The following is an 18,323-nucleotide window of genomic DNA, read 5'->3' on the forward strand; positions in this document are numbered from 1 at the left end:
TAGACGTGGCTGAGCCGGGTCCGGTCACCCCCGTGTGTCACCGGACCCGGCTCGAAGCCCCTTCCCCTGCGGGACCGTCCACTCGTGCGCGGCCCCACGCCGCGCAGCTCCCTCCACGCGGTTGGTGGGACCACCATGCGCCGACGGGACCGGCACACGCATCGGCCCTGAGGCCATGTCCATGCGACCAAAGTAGGAATTCGGCTCGTTAACCTGAGCGCCGTGGAACCACGACCCGACACCCAGCCCGAGCTGACGTGGGTGTCGCACGCGTGGCGCTACGGGCTGTGCGTGGTGTTCTCGGCAGCGGTCTGGCAGACCGTCGCGGCGGCCGAGTGGCGCGACCACCGCCTCCTCTTCACCGTCGACGTGGTCCTGGGCGTGGCCGCCTTCGTGCTGGTCTACTTCCGCCGCCGGGCGCCCAAGCGGGTCGCCCTCGTCATCGCTGCGATGAGCGCCTTCTCCGGGCTCGCGGCCGGCCCGGCCACCCTGGCCGCGGTCTCCGTGGCGACCCGCCGGCGCTGGCGCGAGGTGGTCCTGGTCGGCAGCGCGAACTTCGTCGCCGCGCAGACCTGGACGACGATCGCGCCGATCGAGGACAGCGACTTCCTGGTCGCCACGCTGGTCAACCTGGCCGTCAACACGGGGATGATGGGCTGGGGCCTCTACATCGGCTCGCGGCGCGAGCTGCTCTGGAACCTCCGCAACCGCGCCGAGCGTGCCGAGCTCGAGCAGGAGCTGCGCCTCACCCAGGCCCGCTCGACCGAGCGCGCCCGCATCGCCGGGGAGATGCACGACGTCGTCGCGCACCGCATCACCCAGGTCTCCATGCAGGCCGGGGCGCTCGCGTTCCGCGACGACCTCGACGGCGACCGCCTCCGCGAGGGGCTCGGCCAGATCCAGCAACAGGCCAACGACGCGCTCCACGAGCTCCGCGGCGTGCTCGGGGTGCTGCGCGAGGACGACCCGAGCACGACCACGGCGCGACCGCAGCCGACGTACGACGACATCGCCGCCCTGGTCGACGAGGCGCGGTCGCTCGGCCTCGACATCGACTGGGCCGACCACGTCGACGGTGACGTGCCGGTGCCGCCGGTGACGGGCCGCACGGTCTACCGGATCGTGCAGGAGGGCATCACCAACGTCCGCAAGCACGCCCCCGGCGCAGGGGTGGAGATCAGGTCCTCGGGGGACGAGCACGGCGGCATCACCGTCGTGATCAGCAACCCGCTCGGCGACCGGCCGAGCGCCGCGCCTGGCGCTGGCCTGGGGCTGGTCGGGCTGCGCGAGCGCACCGAGCTGCGGGGCGGCCGGCTGCACCAGCGCACGGAGGGGTCGAGGTTCGTGCTGGAGGCTTGGCTACCGTGGACAGCGTGATCCGCGTGCTGCTCGTCGACGACGACCCGCTGGTCCGTTCGGCGCTGACCCTGATGCTCGGCGGACAGTCCGACATCGAGGTGGTGGGCGAGGCCCCCAACGGCGAGGCCGGCCTGGCCCAGGTCGCCGAGCACCGGCCCGACGTCGTGCTGATGGACATCCGGATGCCGGTGATGGACGGGCTGGAGGCCACGCGCGTCCTGCACTCGCGACCGTCCCCGCCCGCCGTGGTCGTGCTCACGACGTTCGACGCAGACGACCACGTGCTCAGTGCCGTCGCGGCGGGCGCCGACGGCTTCCTGCTGAAGGACACCCCGCCGGGCGACATCGTCGGAGCGATCCGCACGGTGGCGGCCGGTGACGCCATGCTGTCGCCGTCCGCGACCCGCAGCCTGGTCTCCCGGCTGCGCAACACCTCACCGACCGACCGCACCACGACCGCCGCCGACCGGCTGACGGTGCTGACCGAGCGCGAGCTCGAGGTCGCCGTGTGCGTCGGCCGCGGGCTCAGCAACTCCGAGATCGCCTCGGAGCTCTACCTGTCGATCCCCACGGTGAAGTCCCACGTCTCCCGCCTGCTGACCAAGCTCGACGCCACCAACCGCGTGCAGGTCGCGATGGTCGTGCACGACGCCGGGCTGGTCTGACGCGCGGTCAGATGTCGTACGTCGCGCCGGCGCGGGCCAGCTCGACCGGACCCGACCACTCGGCGCGGGCCTCGGCCTCCGCGTCGGCCGGGTCGTGCCACGGCGGGACGTGGGTCAGCACGAGGCGCCCGGCACCGGCGTGCGACGCCGTGCGTCCGCAGTCGGCGCCGGTCATGTGGAGCTCGGGCGGGTTGTCGTCGCCGCTGCGGAACGACGCCTCCGCGAGCAGCAGGTCGGCCCCGACGGCCACCTCGTCGAGCTCCGGGCAGGGCCCGGTGTCGCCGGAGTAGACGAGCGTGCGGCCACCGGCGGTGACCCGCAGGGCGTAGGCAGCGACGGGGTGGACCACCCGGCGTGCCTCGACGCGGAACGGGCCCAGCTCCACGACCCCACCGTTGTCCCCGTAGGCGTGGAAGGCGAACTCCTCGGTCATGCCGGGCTCGACCGGCAGGTCGTAGGCCCGCGCCATCCGCTCGGCCGTGCCGGCCGGCCCCCAGACGGGGATCTGCGGCTGCGCACCGGTGGGGTGGTACTTGCGCATCACGTAGTAGCCGCAGAGGTCGAGGCAGTGGTCGGCGTGGAGGTGGCTGAGGAAGACCGCGTCGATCCCGAGCGGGTCGGTGTGGCGGTGCAGCTGGCCGAGCGCGCCGTTGCCGAGGTCGAGCAGGATCCGCCAGGTGCGCCCGGCCTCCTCTGCCTCGAGGAGGTAGCAGCTCGCCGCGGACTCGGGGCCGGGGTAGGAACCCGAGCACCCGACGATGGTGAGCCTCATCGGGTGATCACTCATCCGCGTCCCCCGGCGAACTGCGTCGCACCGAGCAGCTCCGAGCCGAGGAAGCGGCGGCCGATCGTGGCGAAGTCGTCGGGGCTGCCGGTGGTGGAGAAGGTGTAGCTCGCCTCGCCGTCGGGACGCATCAGCCCGGTGCCGGCGAGCATCTTGTAGACGTCCTTGGCGCACTCCTCCGCCGAGCTGACCAGGGTGACCTGGTCGCCCATCACGTAGGAGATGACGCCGGTCAGCAGCGGGTAGTGGGTGCAACCGAGGATCAGGGTGTCGACCCCGGCCTCGGCCAGCGGGTCGAGGTAGTCGTGGGCGGCGGCCAGCAGCTCGTCGCCGCCGGTGACACCCTGCTCGACGAACTCCACGAAGCGCGGGCAGGCCCGGATGTGCAGGTCGAGGTGCGGCGCGGCGGCGAAGGCGTCGTCGTACGCCATGGAGCTGGCGGTGGCGCGCGTGCAGATCACGCCGACCCGCTGGTTGCGCGTGGCCGCGGCCGCGCGCCGGGCCGCGGGGAGGATCACCTCGACGACGGGGACGTCGTAGCGCTCGCGGGCATCGCGCAGCATCGCGGCGCTGGCGGAGTTGCACGCGATGACCAGCGCCTTCACCCCCCGCTCGTAGAGGTGGTCGAGGCACTCGAGGGCGTACTCGCGGACCTCGCCGATGGGCTTCTGGCCGTAGGGCTGGCGCGCGGTGTCGCCGAGGTAGACGACCGACTCGTGCGGGAGCTGGTCGATGACGGAGCGCGCGACGGTCAGCCCGCCGAAGCCGGAGTCGAAGATGCCGATCGGGGCGTCGGCGGTCTCTCTCGGCATGGGCGTCGGCACAGGCAGCAGGCTAGGCGGTCGGGGCGTCGCGGGTCACGCGGTCGCGTGCGTCGGCCCCGTCACACCGTCCGCGCCGGGTTAGGGTCGCCGCGTGACCATGCGTACCGCGATCGCCTCCCTCCTCGCCTGCTCCGCCATCGGGTTGTGCCCGACGTCCGCCCCGGCCCAGGTGCCCTCCGGCGACCCCCTGCCGAGCACCCAGCGCGGCTCCGCCGACAACGCCATCGACTCGGTCGTGGCCATCTCGGTCGACGGGCTCAACACCGACGCCCTCGGCAAGCTCGGCCCCGCACGGACACCCCACCTGCACGACCTCATGGCCTCCGGCGCGTCGACCCTCAACGCCCGCACCGAGCACGAGCTCACCATCACCCTGCCCAACCACACCGGGATGGTGACCGGCCGGCGCATCGAGGCCGCGACGGGCGGCCACGGCGTGACCTGGAACGACGACCGGCGCCGCCCGGCGACCGTCCAGGCGGCGGCCGGGCAGCGCGTCGAGTCGGTCTTCACGCAGGTCAGCGCCGCCGGCGGCTCGACGGCCCTCTTCGCGAGCAAGACCAAGTTCTCCCTCTGGAAGCGCAGCTGGCCGCTCTCCATCGACACCACCCGCATCCAGCTCGACAACACCCGCCTGGCCCGGTCGGTGCGGCGCGACCTGCGCGACAACGAGCGCGCGTTCCGCTTCGTGCACCTCTCGCTCCCCGACGCCGCCGGCCACGAGTACGGCTTCATGTCCCCGCGCTACCTGCGCGCCGTCCAGCAGGTCGATGCCCTCGTCGGCTCGATCGTCGACGCCGTCCGCAACGACCCCGAGCTCGTCGGTCGCACCGCGATCATCCTCACCAGCGACCACGGCGGCCTCGGTGCCGACCACTCCGACGCCCGCCGCCTGGCCAACTACCGCGTCGCCTTCATGGTGACCGGACCGGGCATCCCGGCAGGCGCAGATCTCTACGCGCTCAACGCCGACGACTACCGCGACCCCGGCACGCGGCGCACGACCTACCGCCAGACCCCGCAGCCGGTCCGCAACGGCGACCTGGCCAACCTCACGCTCGACCTCCTCGACCTCCCGGCGGTGCCGGGAAGTGAGCACAACTCCGACCTCGACCTCGACGTCTCACCTCCGCCTGCCTGACCCAGCCGCCCGGACGACGGGCCGAGGAGACACCGTGCCGCTGTTGAAGAAGCCCTTCCTGGGACGGCTGAGCGTCGCGACCGCGCTCGCCGTCGCCGCGTCGACCGTCGTGCTCTCCCCTGCCTCCGGGCGTGAGCCCACCCCGACCGACCGGGCCACCGCCGCCGTCGGGTGGCCGCCGGCCGCGCCGACCCAGCTGGTCATCGACACTGCGGGCGCGGTCATCGGCCGCGAGGACTACGTGGCCGGCACGGTCACCCTGGACGGCGTCACCCGGGTCACCGAGGTCCGCGGGCGGGGCAACTCGACCTGGGGCTGGGCCAAGAAGCCCTACAAGCTCAAGCTGGAGGACGACGCCGCCCTCGTCGGGTCGCGGGAGTACGACGAGTGGGTCCTCCTCGCCGGCTACGGCGACCGCAGCGGGTTGCGGACCGCCGCCGCGTTCGCGGTCGCCGCGCAGACGCGGCTCGGCTGGACGCCGAGGTTCCGCTTCGTCGAGGTCGTGCTGAACGGCGCGTCGCAGGGCCTCTACCTGCTGACCGAGCAGGTCGAGCAGGGAAAGGGCCGCGTCGACCTCCCCGACGACGGCTACCTGCTGGAGTTCAACAAGCGCTACCTCCGCGACGACGAGCCCGGCTTCCGCACGAAGCGCGGCTCCTCGATCGCCTTCAAGGACCCGGACGAGATCACGAAGAAGCAGCGCCGGCAGGTGCGCGGCGCGGTCACCCGGTTCGAGAAGGTGCTCTACGGTCCCGGCTTCGCCGACCCGAAGACCGGCTATGCCGCCTACGTCGACGTGAAGCGGATCATCGACTGGTACCTCGTCGAGGAGCTGTTCGCCAACCAGGACTCGAACTTCCAGTCGAGCGTGCACTTCAGCTGGGTGCCCGGGAAGCGGTTCAAGTTCGGCCCGGTCTGGGACTTCGACCTCAGCGCCGGCACCAAGTGGCGCTCGTCGAGCTCGCCGGAGAGCTGGTACACCCGCACCGGCAAGCACTGGATCTCGCGGATGCTGGAGGATCCGGCGTTCTCTCGCCGGGTGAAGGGCCGGTGGGCTCGCCTGCGGCCCGCCGCGGACGCGGTCGTGTCGCAGCTCCGGGTCGCCTCGGCGACCCTCGAGCCGCTCGCCGAGGCCGACTGGCGCCAGTGGCACGCCGACGGCACCGACCTGGAGTGGACCCGCCACGCGACGACCCGCAACGGGGAGGTCGCCTTCCTCGAGGACTGGCTCTCCCAGCGCGTGCGCTGGCTGAGCCGCAACGAGGCCCGCATGGGCGACAACCGGATGTCCACCGAGGAGCGCGCTCGCACGGTCTGGGTGCCGATCGAGCTGCAGAGCGCGGCGACGCAGCCGGTCGACGTGACCTGGACGATCGCCGGCCTGACGGCCGAGCCCGGCGTCGACTTCGTCGCCGGGGACGGTCGCACGACGTTCGCCCCGGGCGAGAAGCTGCACTACGTGCCGGTGCAGGTCCTCGACGACGACGACACCGAGCGGCGCGAGCTGCTCACGGTGCGGCTCCTCGGCGCGAGCGGCGACGTGCTGCCCGGCTCCCCCGGCACCACCGTCGTGGCGATCGCCCCCAACCGGCGCTGACCGTCGCTGGACCGAAGGGCCCGCACCCGGCTGGCGCGTCAGCGTCGCCTGACCGCCGCGGCCTCCCGCGGCAGCGGCCACGGGTTGAACCGGCACCCGCCGGTGCCCTTGGACTGCTGCATCATCACCGGCGCCCGGCCGCGCCCGTGGCACGTGGCGTGCCCACGCCCCAGCCAGTGGCCGGTCTCGTGGTTGACGACCATGTGCCGGTAGTCGCGCAACGACCGTCCCGCGCGGTTCCAGGCAGGCGAGGCCCGGGTCCACCTCAGCTGGTTGATCACGACGTGCCGCCCCACGCGGCACGACCACTGCACCGAGCACCCCGACGAGAACGACGGCAGCGTGCCGGCCGCGGCGAGCACGAGGGTGAAGTCACCACCGCGCCGCACGCGGCGGAACTGCACACCGGCCGCGCGCCAGCCGCGCGGGTGGTCGAAGGTCTGCTGGGCCTGACGGCGGAACACCTTCATCGACGTCGTCACCCGTCCGCGGGTGGTGACGGAGTAGGTGACGCGACGGCTCACCGGGACGGCGTACGCCTCCACGGTCGGTTGCGTCGGCGTGGGGGTCGCGCGCCGGTGCTCGCCGGCGTCCTCGCCCGTCGCGTGGGACGGAGCGGCCAGCAGCGTCAGGACGAGCGGCGCGAGCGCGACGAGGAGTCGGAGGAAGCGGGGCGCTCGGTCCACCGCACCAGCCTAGGACACGCGCTCTAGGCCCAGAGCTGTCCGTCGAGCCTGTCCTCGGCCTCGTCGATCGTGCCTTCGTAGGCGCCGGTGGAGAGGTACTTCCACCCGCCGTCGCACACGACGAACGCGATGTCGGCGCTCTCCCGGGCCTTGACGGCCTTCGCGGCCTGGCCGAGCGCGGCGTGCAGGATCGCGCCGGTCGAGATGCCGGCGAAGATGCCCTCGAGCTCGAGCAGCTCGCGCACCCGGCGTACGGCGTCGCGCGGGCCGACGCTGAACCGCGAGTCGATCAGCGAGGCGTCGTAGAGCTCCGGGACGAAGCCCTCGTCGAGGTTGCGCAGGCCGTAGACGAGCTCGCCGTAGCGCGGCTCGGCCGCCACGATCCGCACGTCGGGCTTGGCGCCCCGGAAGAAGCGGGAGACGCCCATGAGCGTCCCGGTCGTGCCGAGCCCGGCGACGAAGTGGGTGATGCCGGGGAGGTCGGCGAGGATCTCCGGGCCGGTGCCCTCCTCGTGCGCGAGCGCGTTGGCCTCGTTGCCGTACTGGTAGAGCATCACCCAGTCGGGGTGCTCCCCCGCGACCTGCTTCGCGACGCGGACGGCCTCGTTGCTCCCGCCGGCGGCGGGCGAGGAGACGATCTCCGCGCCCCACATCCGCAGCAGCTGGCGGCGCTCCTCGGAGGTGTTCTCCGGCATCACGCAGACGATGCGGTAGCCCTTGAGCTTGGCGGCCATCGCGAGCGAGATGCCGGTGTTGCCGCTGGTCGGCTCGAGGATCGTGCACCCCGGCCGCAGGACGCCGTCCTTCTCGGCCTGCTCGATCATCCGCAGCGCCGGCCGGTCCTTGATGGACCCGGTCGGGTTGCGGTCCTCCAGCTTGGCCCAGAGGCGTACGTCCGGGCTGGGCGAGAGCCGCGGCAGCCCCACGAGCGGGGTGTTGCCGACCGACTCCAGGAGGCTGTCGAAGCGCATGCGGCAAGCATGACATCCACCGATCGATGGATGGCCGACAGCGCCGGTTGCCCGATGCGCGAGACGCGGTCGGCGACGAGGCTGGACCCATGATCGAGAACATGCTCGCGCCCGCCGTCGAGGTCGAGCGCCTGCGCAAGACCTACGGCGACAAGGTCGCGGTCGAGGACGTGTCCTTCCGCGTGGAGCCCGGGGAGGTGTTCGGCATCCTGGGCCCCAACGGCGCCGGGAAGACCACCACCGTGGAGTCCGTGTGCGGTCTGCGTGTCGGGGACGCCGGCAGGGTCCGCGTCCACGGCGTCGACCCCTGGACCGACCGCGACGAGACCACGCGGATCGTCGGCGTCCAGCTCCAGGAGAGCCGGTTGCAGCCCAGGATCACGGTGCGCGAGGCGCTGGAGATGTGGGCGGCGTTCTACGACGACCCCCTGCCGTGGTCGGAGCCCGCCGAGCGGCTCGGCCTCGCGGACCACCTCGACCAGCGCTTCGGCACGCTCAGCGGCGGCCAGCAGCAGCGACTCTCCATCGCCCTCGCTCTGGTCGGCCGGCCGCGCGTCGCGATCCTCGACGAGCTGAGCACGGGCCTGGACCCCCGCGCCCGCCGCGAGGTCTGGTCGCTCGTGCGCGACCTCCGCGACCGCGGCACCACCGTCCTGCTGGTCACCCACGGCATGGAGGAGGCCGAGGAGCTGTGCGACCGGGTCGCCATCATCGACGCCGGAAGCGTGCGCGCCATCGGTACCCCGGCCGAGCTGATCGGCGGGGCCGCGGCGGCGACCGTGACCTCGTTCGAGCCGTCCGAGCCCGTCGACCTGGTCGCGTTGCGTGAGCTCGAGGGCGTGGCCGACGTCCGCGTCGACGCCGGCCGGGTGACCGTGACCGGCGCCGAGGACGCGGCGGTCGCCGTGCTCGCCCGCCTCGCGAGCCGGGGCGTCGTACCCCACTGCCTCCGGGTCGTCGACGGCTCGCTCGACTCGGCCTACCTGGACCTGACCCTGAACAGCACGGACACCACTCCCGCGGAGGAGACAGCATGAGCACCGCCAGCCCCACAGCCGCCGTCATCCGGACCGAGTCGCGGCTCTTCACCCGCGAGCTCGGCTCCGTGTTCTGGATCGTGCTCTTCCCCACGATCCTGGTCGTGATCCTGGGATCGGTGCCGAGCATGAACGAGCCCGACCCGAACCTGGGCGGACAGCGACTGGTCGACGTCTACTCCTCGGTCGCGGTGCTGCTGTCGATCATCATGGCCTCCCTGATGGCCATGCCCGCGGTGATCGCGGGCTACCGCGAGGCGGGCATCCTGCGGCGCCTTCGCACCACGCCGGTCCACCCGGGCTCCCTGCTGCTCGCTCAGGCCGGACTGCACGCGCTGGCCGTGCTGGTCTCGCTGGTGCTGGTGCTGGTCGTGGGCCGGGTGGCGTACGACGTGCGCCTCCCTCAGGACATCGGGTGGTACGCCGTGGTCGTGCTCCTGGCGACCGCCGCCGCGTTCTCGATCGGCGCGGTGATCACGGCCCTCGCCCCGTCGGCCCGGCTGGTGCAGACGATCGGCACGCTCGTGTTCTTCCCGAGCATGTTCGCCGCCGGCGTCTACTTCCCGGTGCAGGCCATGCAGGGCTGGCTGCACACCGTGGTCGTCTCGACGCCGATGGGAGCGGCCACCGAGGCACTCAACGACGCGGTCGTGGGCCGCACCCCTGACCTCGTCGACCTCGCCGTGATGGCCGGCTGGACCGTCGTCCTGTCGCTGGTCGCGGTCCGCTCGTTCCGCTGGGAGTGACATGGGCGCCGGCTGCGAGGATGTGTCCGTGAGCGAGGACAAGTGGCTGACCTGGCTGCCCTTCGGGCTGCTCGGCCTGGCCACCGTCGTCTCCACGGCGGCGGCGCCCACACTCGGGGACGCAGCGGCCGACGCCCGGTGGACGCTCGCGCTCACGGCCGTCACCGCGGTGTGGATGCTCGCGACGCCGCGGCCGGGACCGATCAACTACACCGGCCGTACCGCCCTCGCGTTCGTGCTCACCTGGATGAACCCGTTCTACGCGATCTTCGGTGTCGCCGGCTTCTTCGATGTCTACGACTCCCTGAAGGGCCGGTGGGTCTACGTCGCGATGCTGGCAGTGGGCATCACCCAGGCCGGGTCGCAGTCGGGCGGCTTCCCACCCGATGACGCGGCGCAGGCGTGGGTGTTCGTCGCCCTCATCGGGCTCAACGCCGGGCTCGCCACGGCGTTCATGAGGATCTCGCTCCGCACCGAGCAGCGCACGGTGGACCTCCAGCAGCTCAACGCCGACCTCGAGGCGGCGCTGCTGGAGAACCAGAACCTGCAGGAGAGGCTCGTCTCCCAGGCCCGTGAGGCGGGGGTCCAGGAGGAACGCGCCCGCCTGGCCCGGGAGATCCACGACACCCTCGCGCAGAGCCTGGCCGGCATCGTCACCCAGCTCGAGGCGTCCGTGGGCGGCGAGCGGCACGAGCGCGCACTGGTCCTCGCCCGGCACGCGCTCGCCGAGGCGCGCCGCTCGATGCTCGACCTCTCCCCCGGCGACCTGGACGGCGTCACGCTGCCCGACGCCCTGTCCTGCGTCGTCGCGGCCTGGTCGGCGGAGCACGCCGTGCGGGTGGAAGCCGTCGTCGTCGGCGACCCGGTGCCGCTCCACCCGGAGGTCGAGGCCACGGTGATCCGCATCGCCCAGGAGTCGCTCACCAACATCGCCAAGCACGCCGACGCGGCCCGCGTCGGCGTCACGCTGTCGTACGACGGCGACGAGGTGGTCCTCGACGTGCGCGACGACGGGGTCGGGTTCGACGTCGACGCCCCGACCGGTCCGAGCTCGTTCGGCCTCCGCGGCATGCGCCAGCGGGTCGCGCGGCTCGCCGGCGACCTCACCCTCGAGTCCCTGGCCGGACGCGGCACCGCCGTGTCCGCCCGGCTCCCCGCCCTGGCACGCGTGGCCGCATGAACACTCCGCGCCCGACCGTCACGATCGTCGTGGTTGACGACCACCCGGTCGTCCGCGACGGCGTACGCAGCATGCTCGCCGGTGTCACCGGCTTCGAGGTGGTCGGCGAGGCCGCAAGCGGTCCTGAAGCGGTCGAGCGGGTGCTGGCGACCGACCCCGACGTCGTCGTCATGGACCTCCGGATGCCGGGCGGCGGTGGCGTCGACGCCGTCCGCGAGCTGCGCGCACGCGGCGCCCGCGCGTCCGTGCTGGTGCTGACGACCTACGACACCGACTCCGACACGGTGGCCGCGATCGAGGCGGGAGCGACGGGCTACCTGCTCAAGGACACGCCGGCCGAGACGCTCTTCGACGCGGTCCGGGCGACGGCGGCCGGGGAGGCGGTGCTGTCGCCCGCGGTGGCGTCACGCCTCGCCTCGCACGTGCGTCGTCCGGCCGCGTCCGGCGTGCTCAGCGCGCGTGAGCGCGAGGTGCTGGCGCTGGTGGCGCGAGGCCGCTCCAACCGGGTGATCGCCGAGGAGCTTTTCGTGAGCGAGGCGACGGTGAAGACCCACCTCGTGCACGTGTACGAGAAGCTCGGGGTGAGCGACCGCGCCGCCGCGGTGGCGACGGCCTACGAGCGCGGGATCCTGGGCTGACGCCAGCGGACGAGGGTCAGCAGCCGCCGGCGACGGCCGGCAGGACGACGACCTGGTCGCCGTCGGAGAGCTCGGCGTCGAGGCCGCCGATGAAGCGGACGTCCTCGTCGTTGATGTAGACGTTGACGAAGCGGCGCAGGTCGATCGAGCCCGACTTGTCCTCGAGCAGGCGGTCCTTGAGCCCGGGGTGGTTGCCCTCGAGGTCGTCGATCAGGGCGGACAGCGTGCCGCCGGCGCCCTCGACGGCCTTGGCGCCGTCGGTGTAGGTGCGCAGGATGGTGGGGATCCGGACCTCGATGGCCATCAGGGGGTACTCGCTTCCTCGGTCTGCTGGGGGTTCGTCAGAGGGACGATCGTGACCTTCTCCTCGGTCACGACTCCGTCGGTGATTCTGTAGGACCTGAACTCCACCGGGCCCTCACTATTCCCGTGCGCGCGTGTGCTCACGAGCACGTAGTGGGCGTTGGGCTCGCTGGCGAGGCCGATGTCGGTGCGGCTCGGGTAGGCCTCGGTGGCGGTGTGGGAGTGGTAGATGACCACCGGCTCCTCGTCGCGCGCGTCCATGTCCTTGTAGAGGTGCAGCAGCTCCGTGGAGTCGAACTCGTAGAACGTCGGGCTGCCGGCGGCGTTGACCATGGGGACGAAACGCTCGGGACGGTCACTGCCCTCGGGGCCCGCGACGACGCCGCAGGCCTCGTCGGGGTGGTCGCGCTTGGCGTGCGCCACGATGGCGTCGAAGATCTCCTGGGCGATGGTCAGCACACCGTCAAGGGTAGGCAGACCCTCGATGCGACCCGGACACGTCTCACCACATAGTCTTGACGTCGAGAGACTTCGAGGGGGAGCCACATGTCGTTGCCGCACGCGCAGGCGCCGTTGACGCGCCGCGGCATCCCGCTCGAGCGCGACCTCCGGGTCCTGGCGCTCGGCTCGTTCGCCAACCGGTTCGGCGCCGGCGCGGTCATGACGACCAGCGCCCTCTACTTCACCCGGCAGGTGGGCTTCAGCGCCGCCGAGGTGGCCCTCGCCCTGGCGGTCGCCGCCGTCGTCGGGATCCTCGTCCAGGTGCCGGCCGGCCAGCTCGGCGACAGCCACGGGCCGCGCCGGGTGCTCACGGTGTGCATGGTGGGCGCCGCCCTCACGAGCGCGCTACCCGTCCTGGCGCGTACGCCGTGGCAGCTCGCGCTGCTGCTGGCCGTGCTCACCCTCTTCGAGCGCTCGGCCGGCTCGGTCCAGCAGGGCGTCATCGCGCAGCTCGCCACCGGCGGGCGCGGCGTGCAGTTCAAGGCCTACCTGCGGGCGGTGACCAACACCGCGATCGGGCTCGGCTCGGTCTTCGGCGGCGCGGCGCTCGTCGTCGACGAGTCGTGGGCCTACATCTCGGTGTTCGTGCTCAACGCCGTCTTCACCGGCTTCGCGGCATGGAACTCCACCCGACTCCCCGACCTGCCGGCGTACGTACGCCTCGAGGGCGAGCCCCGCCTCGCCGTGCTGCGCGACTGGCCCTACGTGGTGGTGGTCGCGCTGACGGGACTGTTCTCGCTCCACTTCTTCGTGATGGAGCTCGGTCTGGCGCTCTACATCTCCGAGCGCACCGCGGCACCGCCGGTGATGGTCGCGGTCCTCCTCGTCCTCAACACCGCCTGCGTCGCGCTCTTCCAGGTGCGGCTCTCGCGCCGGGCCGACTCCGTCGAGGCAGGTGCCCGCGCCCTGGTTCGCGGAGCGGTGTGGATCGCGGCCGGCTTCGCCATCGTCGCCCTCGCCGACCGCGGCGACGCCACGTTCGCCGTCGTGGTGCTCGTCGTCGGGTCGCTGGTGCACGTCGTCGGCGAGATGATCGGCTCGGGCGGACAGTGGGGCCTGCAGATGGGCCTCGCACCGCACGAGCGGCAGGGCCAGTACCAGGGCTTCGCCGGGCTCGGCTTCAGCGTGATCGCCGTCGTCGGCCCCCCGCTGGTGACGCTGCTGTGCGTCGAGATGGGCGAGACCGGGTGGCTGGTGCTGGCGGCACTGATGCTGGGCGTCGCCCTGGTCTCGGTGCCCGCCTCGCGCTGGGCGCTCGCCTCGCGGGAGCGCTACGGCGTGCTCACGCACTCCGGCTGAGGGCGACGACCGCCGCACGTGCGCGGCCTCAGACCCAGATGGCCGCCGGGATCCCGTCGGAGAACACCTCGGGCACCTCGGGGTACGACTCGGAGACCCCCAGCGCGTGGCGTACTGCCGTCCACGCGACGGCGCAGGCGTCGAGCAGGTCGTCCTCGCCGAATCCCGCGCCCCGGAACCACGCCGGCGCCACGATGCCGTGCGCGGCGAGCGCCTCGCGGCGGGCGCGGACGCCGTCGGCGTCCTTCTTCCGCGCCAGCAGCGGCGCTCCGGCCATCCGGGCGAAGCTCACCTCGGGGTGGACCTCGATCACGCGTGCGCCGGGCCGTCCCCGCACCCACGCGTCGACCTGCAGCACCTTCTCGCGCAGGGCGTACGCCTGGGCGCTGACGCTGGTGCGCCCATCGGTCGCCGCGAGGTTGGCCGCCCGCGCCTCCTCGTAGGTGGCGGCCTCGACCGCGGCACGCACCGGGGTGGAGAACACCGACGAGGCCTTGCCGACGAGCGCGCGACGGGCCTCGGCGTCGGCCTGCCGTCCGCCCGCGTCGGGCAGCCCGATCGGGATGTCGACCGCGACCACCGGGACGTCGTGCCGCTCGCGGACCAGGTCGACGAGGCCGGTGATGTCGGGTGCGACGAAGACCGAGGCGCGGCGCTGCGGGTCGATCACGACCCCGACCCACCCTGCCGGACAGGCGTCCACGCCGAGCACGGGCGCCGGCGGAGCGAGGACCGGCGCCGGCGCCTCGTCGTCAGCACCCACGGGGCCCACGAACCGGGCCGCGGTCTCGCCGCTGGTGGCGGCCTCGATGCGCGCGGTCATGATGTCGCTCATCGGCGGCAGCGCCGACAGGGGCCACCACCGCACCTCGCTCGACTCGTCGTCGGCCACATGGGCCTCGCCCTCGAGCCAGGTGCAGGCAAACGTGAGGTCGAGGTAGGTCGCGCGGTCGCCGTTGGCGTGGACGATCTCGCCGTGGACACCCGTCGCGGCGAGCCGGTCCACCCGGATCCGGACACCGGTCTCCTCCAGCGCCTCGCGGGCCGCGGCCACCGCCGGCTCCTCCCCCGGGTCGGGGATCCCGGTGACCGGGGTCCAGTGACCGTTGTCGGCGCGGCGCACGAGCAGCACCTGGTCGCCACGTCGTACGACGGCCGTGACCCCCGGCAGCCACAGCGGGTCGTGACCGATCTTGTCCCGCAGCGCGAGGACGAAGTCCGGGACGGGGCTCACGGGACCGTCACGAGGTCGGTGGCAGGGTCGATCACGAGGTGAGGGCCTCGACGACCGTCTCCTGCAGGTAGCCCACCCACTCGTAGATGTCGTGTGCCTGGGCGCGCGGGTCGTCGTCGGGCAGCGAGTGCCAGTAGTGCTCGTCCCCGGCCTCCACGCCGAGCCGGGTGGCGAGCGCGAGCCGGATGTCGGTGAAGGCGCGCATCCAGGCCTCGGCGTCGGCGTGGGTGAGCTCGACGTCGATGACGAGGCCGTCCTCCGTCAGCTCGGGCGGGAGCCCGGCGTCCTCGAGCGTGTCGATGATCGACCCCGCCGCCGCGGCCTTGCCGTCGCGCAGCCCGCTCTCGGTGAAGCGGCGGAAGTCGGCGGCCGACTCCTCGTCGTCGGTGTAGGCGGTCGGGAAGAGCCGCGCGAGCACGGGGTCCTCGGGGATGGTCGTGGCACCGGAGAACTCGGCCATCATCGCCTCGAACGCATCGGCGGTGGGTGCCGCGGGCTCGGCGCGCTCGTTGCGCAGCAGCTCGACCATCTGCGAGGCGAGGGAGCGCAGGAGATCGGCCTCGAAGCCGGTGAAGGTGGCGATCACGCGGCCGGACCTGCGGTGTCGTTCGAAGCCGCTCACCTCAGGATGCCTTCTCCATCGTCGCCCAGAGTCCGTACTCGTGCATGGCCTGCACGTCGCGCTCCATCTCCTCGCGCGTGCCGGTCGAGACCACCGACCTGCCCTCGGTGTGCACCTCGAGCATCAGCTTCTCGGACTTCGCCTTGTCGTAGCCGAAGTACTTCTGGAACACGTAGGCGACGTAGGACATCAGGTTGACCGGGTCGTCCCACACGAGGGTCACCCACGGCTTGGCCAGGAAGGTGATCTCATCGGGTGTGAGGGTCGGCTCGACCTCTACGGGACTGGCGGCTGACACGTTGCCCATCGTGGCACAGTGTCGGTCGTGACGAGCTCACCCCGTAGGTCATCGGCGCTCCTGACCGACCACTACGAGCTGACCATGGTGCAGGCGGCGAGGCAGTCCGGGACGGCCGACCGGCGGGCGGTCTTCGAGCTGTTCCCGCGGCGCCTCCCACCGGGTCGTCGCTACGGCGTCGTGGCCGGGGTCGGGCGGGCGCTGGACGCGATCGAGGACTTCCGCTTCGACGCCGCCGCGCTGACCGTGCTCGAGGGGATCGTCGATCCCGACATGCTCGAGTGGCTCGGTTCCTACCGCTTCTCCGGCGACGTGTGGGGCTACGCCGAGGGCGAGGCCTACTTCCCCTACTCGCCGCTGCTGGTGGTCGAGGGGACCTTTGCCGAGGCCGTCCTCCTCGAGACCGTCCTGCTGTCCGTCTACAACCACGACTCGGCGATCGCGTCGGCTGCGTCCCGGATGACGCTCGCGGCAGGTGGCCGCCCGTGCATCGAGATGGGGTCGCGCCGCACCCACGAGGAGGCCGCGGTCGCGGCTGCGCGGGCGGCGTACGTCGCCGGCTTCGACGCCTCCAGCAACCTGGCCGCCCGTGCCCGCTACGGCGTGCCGTCCACCGGCACTGCCGCCCACTCCTTCACGCTGCTCCACGACGCCGAGGCCGACGCGTTCCGGGCGCAGGTGCAGACCCTCGGCGTGGGCACGACGCTGCTCGTCGACACCTACGACGTCGCCGAGGCCGTACGCCTCGCGGTCGAGGTGGCCGGCACCGGCCTCGGGGCGGTCCGCCTCGACTCCGGCGACCTCGGCGAGGTCGCCCGCGAGGTGCGCGCGCAGCTCGACGGTCTCGGGGCGAGCGCCACCCGCATCGTGGTGACCAGCGACCTCGACGAGCACGCGATCGCCGCCCTCGCGGCGGCGCCGGTCGACGCCTACGGCGTGGGGACCCAGCTGGTCACCGGCTCAGGCCACCCGACGTGCGGCTTCGTCTACAAGCTGGTGGCGCGCGAGGACGACGCCGGCGAGCTGGTGTCGGTGGCGAAGAAGTCGACGGACAAGCAGTCCATCGGCGGACGGAAGTACGCCCTGCGCCGGCGCGGCCCGAGCGGGGTCGCGGAGGCCGAGGTCGTGGGGATCGGCACGCCGCCGGAGGACGACGGTGACGACCGCGCCCTGCTCGTCCCGCTCGTGCGTGACGGCGAGGTCGTCGGCCGCGCGACGCTCGAGGAGGCGCGGGCCCGCCACCGTGCGTCGGTCGCCGAGCTGCCCCGCTCCGTGACGATGATGTCGGCCGGGGAGCCGGTGATCCCGACGGTGCACCTGGGCCCCTGAGCGGCTGGGGCGACTTTTTCCCCGATGCCCCACGGCCCGTCGGCTGTCATCATGCCGACATGGGTCTCGTCGCGCGCGACGCCGAGCTCGAGCTGATCGCCGAGGTGCTCGACCGCGAGCCGACCTCGGTGCGGGCGCTGGTGCTCGAGGGCGAGCCGGGCATCGGCAAGACCAGCCTGTGGGAGCAGGGCCTGACCGGGGGCCGGGACCGCGGGATGCGGGTGCTGGCGGCGCGGGGCAGCGCGTCCGAGACGGGACTCCCCTTCGCGGGGCTGATCGACCTGCTCGACGAGGTCGCGGTGGACGAGCTCACGTCGGTCCCCCCGCCGCAGCTGCACGCGCTGGAGGTGGCGCTCTACCGGGCCGAGCCCAGCGAGCAGCCTGCCACCGAGCAGGTGGTCTCGCTCGCGCTCCTCTCGGCCCTTCGCTCCCTGTCCCGCGAGCGGCACCTCCTCGTGGCCGTCGACGACCTGCAGTGGCTCGACCGGTCCTCGCAGGCCGCGCTCGCCTACGCGGGGCGGCGGCTGCAGGACCGGGTGACCGTCCTCCTCGCTCGTCGTCCCGGCCCCCGCAGCGCGGTGGAGGGTGCGTTCGGCGACGAGCGGGTCGACCGGCTCGTGGTGCGGTCGACGACCCTCGGCGGCACCCGGCAGATCCTCGCGACCCGGCTCGGGCTGCGGCTCCCCCACCACCTGCTCCGGCGCGTCTACGACACGACGATGGGCAACCCGCTCTTCGCCCTCGAGGTCGGCCGGCTGCTGGCGGGCCGGGACCCGGCGGCGATCGGCGACGAGCTGCCCGTGCCCGACGCGGTCGAGGACCTCCTCGGCCTCCGCGTCGCCGACCTCGACCCGGCCAGCCGCCGCCTGCTGCTCGCGCTGGCGCTCGACGCCGACCTGCGCGCCCCGCAGGTGCGCGAGCTCGTCGGACCGGACGCGCTCGAGCACGCGACCGCCACCGGTGTCGTCGACCTGGACGGGGAACGGGTCCGACCGGCCCACCCGCTGCTGGCCGAGGTCGCCCGGCGCGCCGCGTCGGCCGACGACGTACGACGTCTCCACGCCGACCTGGCAGTCGTCGTCACCGACGACCAGCGCCGGGTGCTGCAC

20 protein-coding genes are annotated in these 18,323 nt (G+C 72.8%); 11 read left to right on the forward strand and 9 right to left on the reverse strand.

What is annotated here, in order from left to right; translation table 11 throughout:
* The first annotated feature begins 222 nt into the window (after positions 1–222).
* The gene (locus tag ACXJKB_RS17440) at positions 223–1,377 is read left to right on the forward strand and encodes a sensor histidine kinase (RefSeq protein WP_457190571.1); all 1,155 of its coding nucleotides are present in this window, start codon (positions 223–225) and stop codon (positions 1,375–1,377) included.
* Complete coding sequence (locus ACXJKB_RS17445) at positions 1,365–2,024, forward strand: response regulator (protein ID WP_457190573.1); 660 nt, start codon at positions 1,365–1,367, stop codon at positions 2,022–2,024. Before ACXJKB_RS17440 ends, ACXJKB_RS17445 begins: the two co-directional genes overlap by 13 nt.
* Before the next feature lie 7 nt (positions 2,025–2,031).
* Here ACXJKB_RS17445 and ACXJKB_RS17450 read toward each other — a convergent pair whose 3' ends face one another.
* Together ACXJKB_RS17450 and murI are read right to left on the reverse strand one after the other, a co-directional pair.
* Positions 2,032–2,796: an MBL fold metallo-hydrolase gene (locus tag ACXJKB_RS17450; RefSeq protein WP_457190575.1), complete on the reverse strand. Its 765-nt coding sequence runs from the start codon at positions 2,794–2,796 to the stop codon at positions 2,032–2,034.
* An 11-nt stretch (positions 2,797–2,807) separates the two neighbouring features.
* Positions 2,808–3,620 (reverse strand): glutamate racemase, encoded by an 813-nt coding sequence (gene murI / locus ACXJKB_RS17455; protein ID WP_457190608.1) that lies wholly within the window; start codon positions 3,618–3,620, stop codon positions 2,808–2,810.
* Positions 3,621–3,729: 109 nt separating this feature from the next.
* On the opposite strand from murI, the gene ACXJKB_RS17460 reads away from it, so the two are divergent.
* Together ACXJKB_RS17460 and ACXJKB_RS17465 are read left to right on the forward strand one after the other, a co-directional pair.
* Positions 3,730–4,773, forward strand: a complete 1,044-nt coding sequence (locus ACXJKB_RS17460; protein WP_457190610.1) for an alkaline phosphatase family protein — start codon at positions 3,730–3,732, stop codon at positions 4,771–4,773.
* A gap of 34 nt (positions 4,774–4,807) precedes the next feature.
* Positions 4,808–6,370, forward strand: coding sequence for a CotH kinase family protein (locus ACXJKB_RS17465; RefSeq protein WP_457190576.1), 1,563 nt, complete (start codon positions 4,808–4,810; stop codon positions 6,368–6,370).
* Positions 6,371–6,408: 38 nt separating this feature from the next.
* Here ACXJKB_RS17465 and ACXJKB_RS17470 read toward each other — a convergent pair whose 3' ends face one another.
* Both ACXJKB_RS17470 and ACXJKB_RS17475 read right to left on the reverse strand, forming a co-directional pair.
* The gene (locus ACXJKB_RS17470; protein ID WP_457190578.1) at positions 6,409–7,056 is read right to left on the reverse strand and encodes a DUF3152 domain-containing protein; all 648 of its coding nucleotides are present in this window, start codon (positions 7,054–7,056) and stop codon (positions 6,409–6,411) included.
* A gap of 23 nt (positions 7,057–7,079) precedes the next feature.
* On the reverse strand, positions 7,080–8,027 hold the full coding sequence (locus tag ACXJKB_RS17475; protein WP_457190580.1) for a PLP-dependent cysteine synthase family protein: 948 nt from the start codon (positions 8,025–8,027) through the stop codon (positions 7,080–7,082).
* Between the two features lie 89 nt (positions 8,028–8,116).
* On the opposite strand from ACXJKB_RS17475, the gene ACXJKB_RS17480 reads away from it, so the two are divergent.
* Genes ACXJKB_RS17480 through ACXJKB_RS17495 form a run of 4 tightly spaced genes read left to right on the forward strand, consistent with a single transcriptional unit; the run spans position 8,117 to position 11,628 of the window.
* Positions 8,117–9,064 (forward strand): ABC transporter ATP-binding protein, encoded by a 948-nt coding sequence (locus tag ACXJKB_RS17480; protein WP_457190582.1) that lies wholly within the window; start codon positions 8,117–8,119, stop codon positions 9,062–9,064.
* A complete protein-coding gene (locus ACXJKB_RS17485) occupies positions 9,061–9,810 on the forward strand; it encodes an ABC transporter permease (protein ID WP_457190584.1) in 750 nt (249 codons plus the stop codon). Before ACXJKB_RS17480 ends, ACXJKB_RS17485 begins: the two co-directional genes overlap by 4 nt.
* Before the next feature lie 28 nt (positions 9,811–9,838).
* Positions 9,839–10,990 carry a sensor histidine kinase gene (locus ACXJKB_RS17490; protein WP_457190586.1) on the forward strand — a complete coding sequence of 384 codons (1,152 nt, stop codon included), beginning with the start codon at positions 9,839–9,841 and terminating at the stop codon, positions 10,988–10,990.
* Positions 10,987–11,628 (forward strand): response regulator, encoded by a 642-nt coding sequence (locus ACXJKB_RS17495; RefSeq protein ID WP_457190588.1) that lies wholly within the window; start codon positions 10,987–10,989, stop codon positions 11,626–11,628. Before ACXJKB_RS17490 ends, ACXJKB_RS17495 begins: the two co-directional genes overlap by 4 nt.
* 16 nt (positions 11,629–11,644) lie before the next feature.
* Here ACXJKB_RS17495 and ACXJKB_RS17500 read toward each other — a convergent pair whose 3' ends face one another.
* Together ACXJKB_RS17500 and ACXJKB_RS17505 are read right to left on the reverse strand one after the other, a co-directional pair.
* A complete protein-coding gene (locus ACXJKB_RS17500) occupies positions 11,645–11,932 on the reverse strand; it encodes a MoaD/ThiS family protein (protein WP_457190590.1) in 288 nt (95 codons plus the stop codon).
* Positions 11,932–12,390 (reverse strand): Mov34/MPN/PAD-1 family protein, encoded by a 459-nt coding sequence (locus ACXJKB_RS17505; RefSeq protein WP_457190592.1) that lies wholly within the window; start codon positions 12,388–12,390, stop codon positions 11,932–11,934. Before ACXJKB_RS17505 ends, ACXJKB_RS17500 begins: the two co-directional genes overlap by 1 nt.
* 87 nt (positions 12,391–12,477) lie before the next feature.
* On the opposite strand from ACXJKB_RS17505, the gene ACXJKB_RS17510 reads away from it, so the two are divergent.
* Positions 12,478–13,731, forward strand: a complete 1,254-nt coding sequence (locus ACXJKB_RS17510) for an MFS transporter (protein ID WP_457190594.1) — start codon at positions 12,478–12,480, stop codon at positions 13,729–13,731.
* Positions 13,732–13,759: 28 nt separating this feature from the next.
* Here ACXJKB_RS17510 and ACXJKB_RS17515 read toward each other — a convergent pair whose 3' ends face one another.
* Genes ACXJKB_RS17515 through clpS form a run of 3 tightly spaced genes read right to left on the reverse strand, consistent with a single transcriptional unit; the run spans position 13,760 to position 15,894 of the window.
* Positions 13,760–14,965 (reverse strand): DUF429 domain-containing protein, encoded by a 1,206-nt coding sequence (locus ACXJKB_RS17515; protein ID WP_457190596.1) that lies wholly within the window; start codon positions 14,963–14,965, stop codon positions 13,760–13,762.
* A gap of 31 nt (positions 14,966–14,996) precedes the next feature.
* Positions 14,997–15,587 (reverse strand): DUF2017 domain-containing protein, encoded by a 591-nt coding sequence (locus ACXJKB_RS17520; protein WP_457190598.1) that lies wholly within the window; start codon positions 15,585–15,587, stop codon positions 14,997–14,999.
* A 1-nt stretch (position 15,588) separates the two neighbouring features.
* A complete protein-coding gene (clpS, locus tag ACXJKB_RS17525) occupies positions 15,589–15,894 on the reverse strand; it encodes an ATP-dependent Clp protease adapter ClpS (protein WP_457190600.1) in 306 nt (101 codons plus the stop codon).
* Positions 15,895–15,912: 18 nt separating this feature from the next.
* On the opposite strand from clpS, the gene ACXJKB_RS17530 reads away from it, so the two are divergent.
* Both ACXJKB_RS17530 and ACXJKB_RS17535 read left to right on the forward strand, forming a co-directional pair.
* Positions 15,913–17,214 carry a nicotinate phosphoribosyltransferase gene (locus ACXJKB_RS17530; RefSeq protein WP_457190602.1) on the forward strand — a complete coding sequence of 434 codons (1,302 nt, stop codon included), beginning with the start codon at positions 15,913–15,915 and terminating at the stop codon, positions 17,212–17,214.
* 59 nt (positions 17,215–17,273) lie between these two features.
* On the forward strand, positions 17,274–18,323 hold a 1,050-nt coding region (locus tag ACXJKB_RS17535), incomplete at its 3' end, for an AAA family ATPase (RefSeq protein ID WP_457190604.1).

The organism is Nocardioides sp. P5_E3 (assembly GCF_054049275.1).

Excerpts from the sequence above, each read along its gene's own strand:
- ACXJKB_RS17450 (WP_457190575.1), bottom strand. The coding sequence starts at position 2,796 with ATGAGGCTCACCATCGTCGGGTGCTCGGGTTCCTACCCCGGCCCCGAG.
- murI (WP_457190608.1), bottom strand. The coding sequence starts at position 3,620 with ATGCCGAGAGAGACCGCCGACGCCCCGATCGGCATCTTCGACTCCGGC.
- ACXJKB_RS17460 (WP_457190610.1), top strand. The coding sequence starts at position 3,730 with ATGCGTACCGCGATCGCCTCCCTCCTCGCCTGCTCCGCCATCGGGTTG.
- ACXJKB_RS17475 (WP_457190580.1), bottom strand. The coding sequence starts at position 8,027 with ATGCGCTTCGACAGCCTCCTGGAGTCGGTCGGCAACACCCCGCTCGTG.
- ACXJKB_RS17480 (WP_457190582.1), top strand. The coding sequence starts at position 8,117 with ATGATCGAGAACATGCTCGCGCCCGCCGTCGAGGTCGAGCGCCTGCGC.
- ACXJKB_RS17485 (WP_457190584.1), top strand. The coding sequence starts at position 9,061 with ATGAGCACCGCCAGCCCCACAGCCGCCGTCATCCGGACCGAGTCGCGG.
- ACXJKB_RS17495 (WP_457190588.1), top strand. The coding sequence starts at position 10,987 with ATGAACACTCCGCGCCCGACCGTCACGATCGTCGTGGTTGACGACCAC.
- ACXJKB_RS17500 (WP_457190590.1), bottom strand. The coding sequence starts at position 11,932 with ATGGCCATCGAGGTCCGGATCCCCACCATCCTGCGCACCTACACCGAC.
- ACXJKB_RS17510 (WP_457190594.1), top strand. The coding sequence starts at position 12,478 with ATGTCGTTGCCGCACGCGCAGGCGCCGTTGACGCGCCGCGGCATCCCG.
- clpS (WP_457190600.1), bottom strand. The coding sequence starts at position 15,894 with ATGGGCAACGTGTCAGCCGCCAGTCCCGTAGAGGTCGAGCCGACCCTC.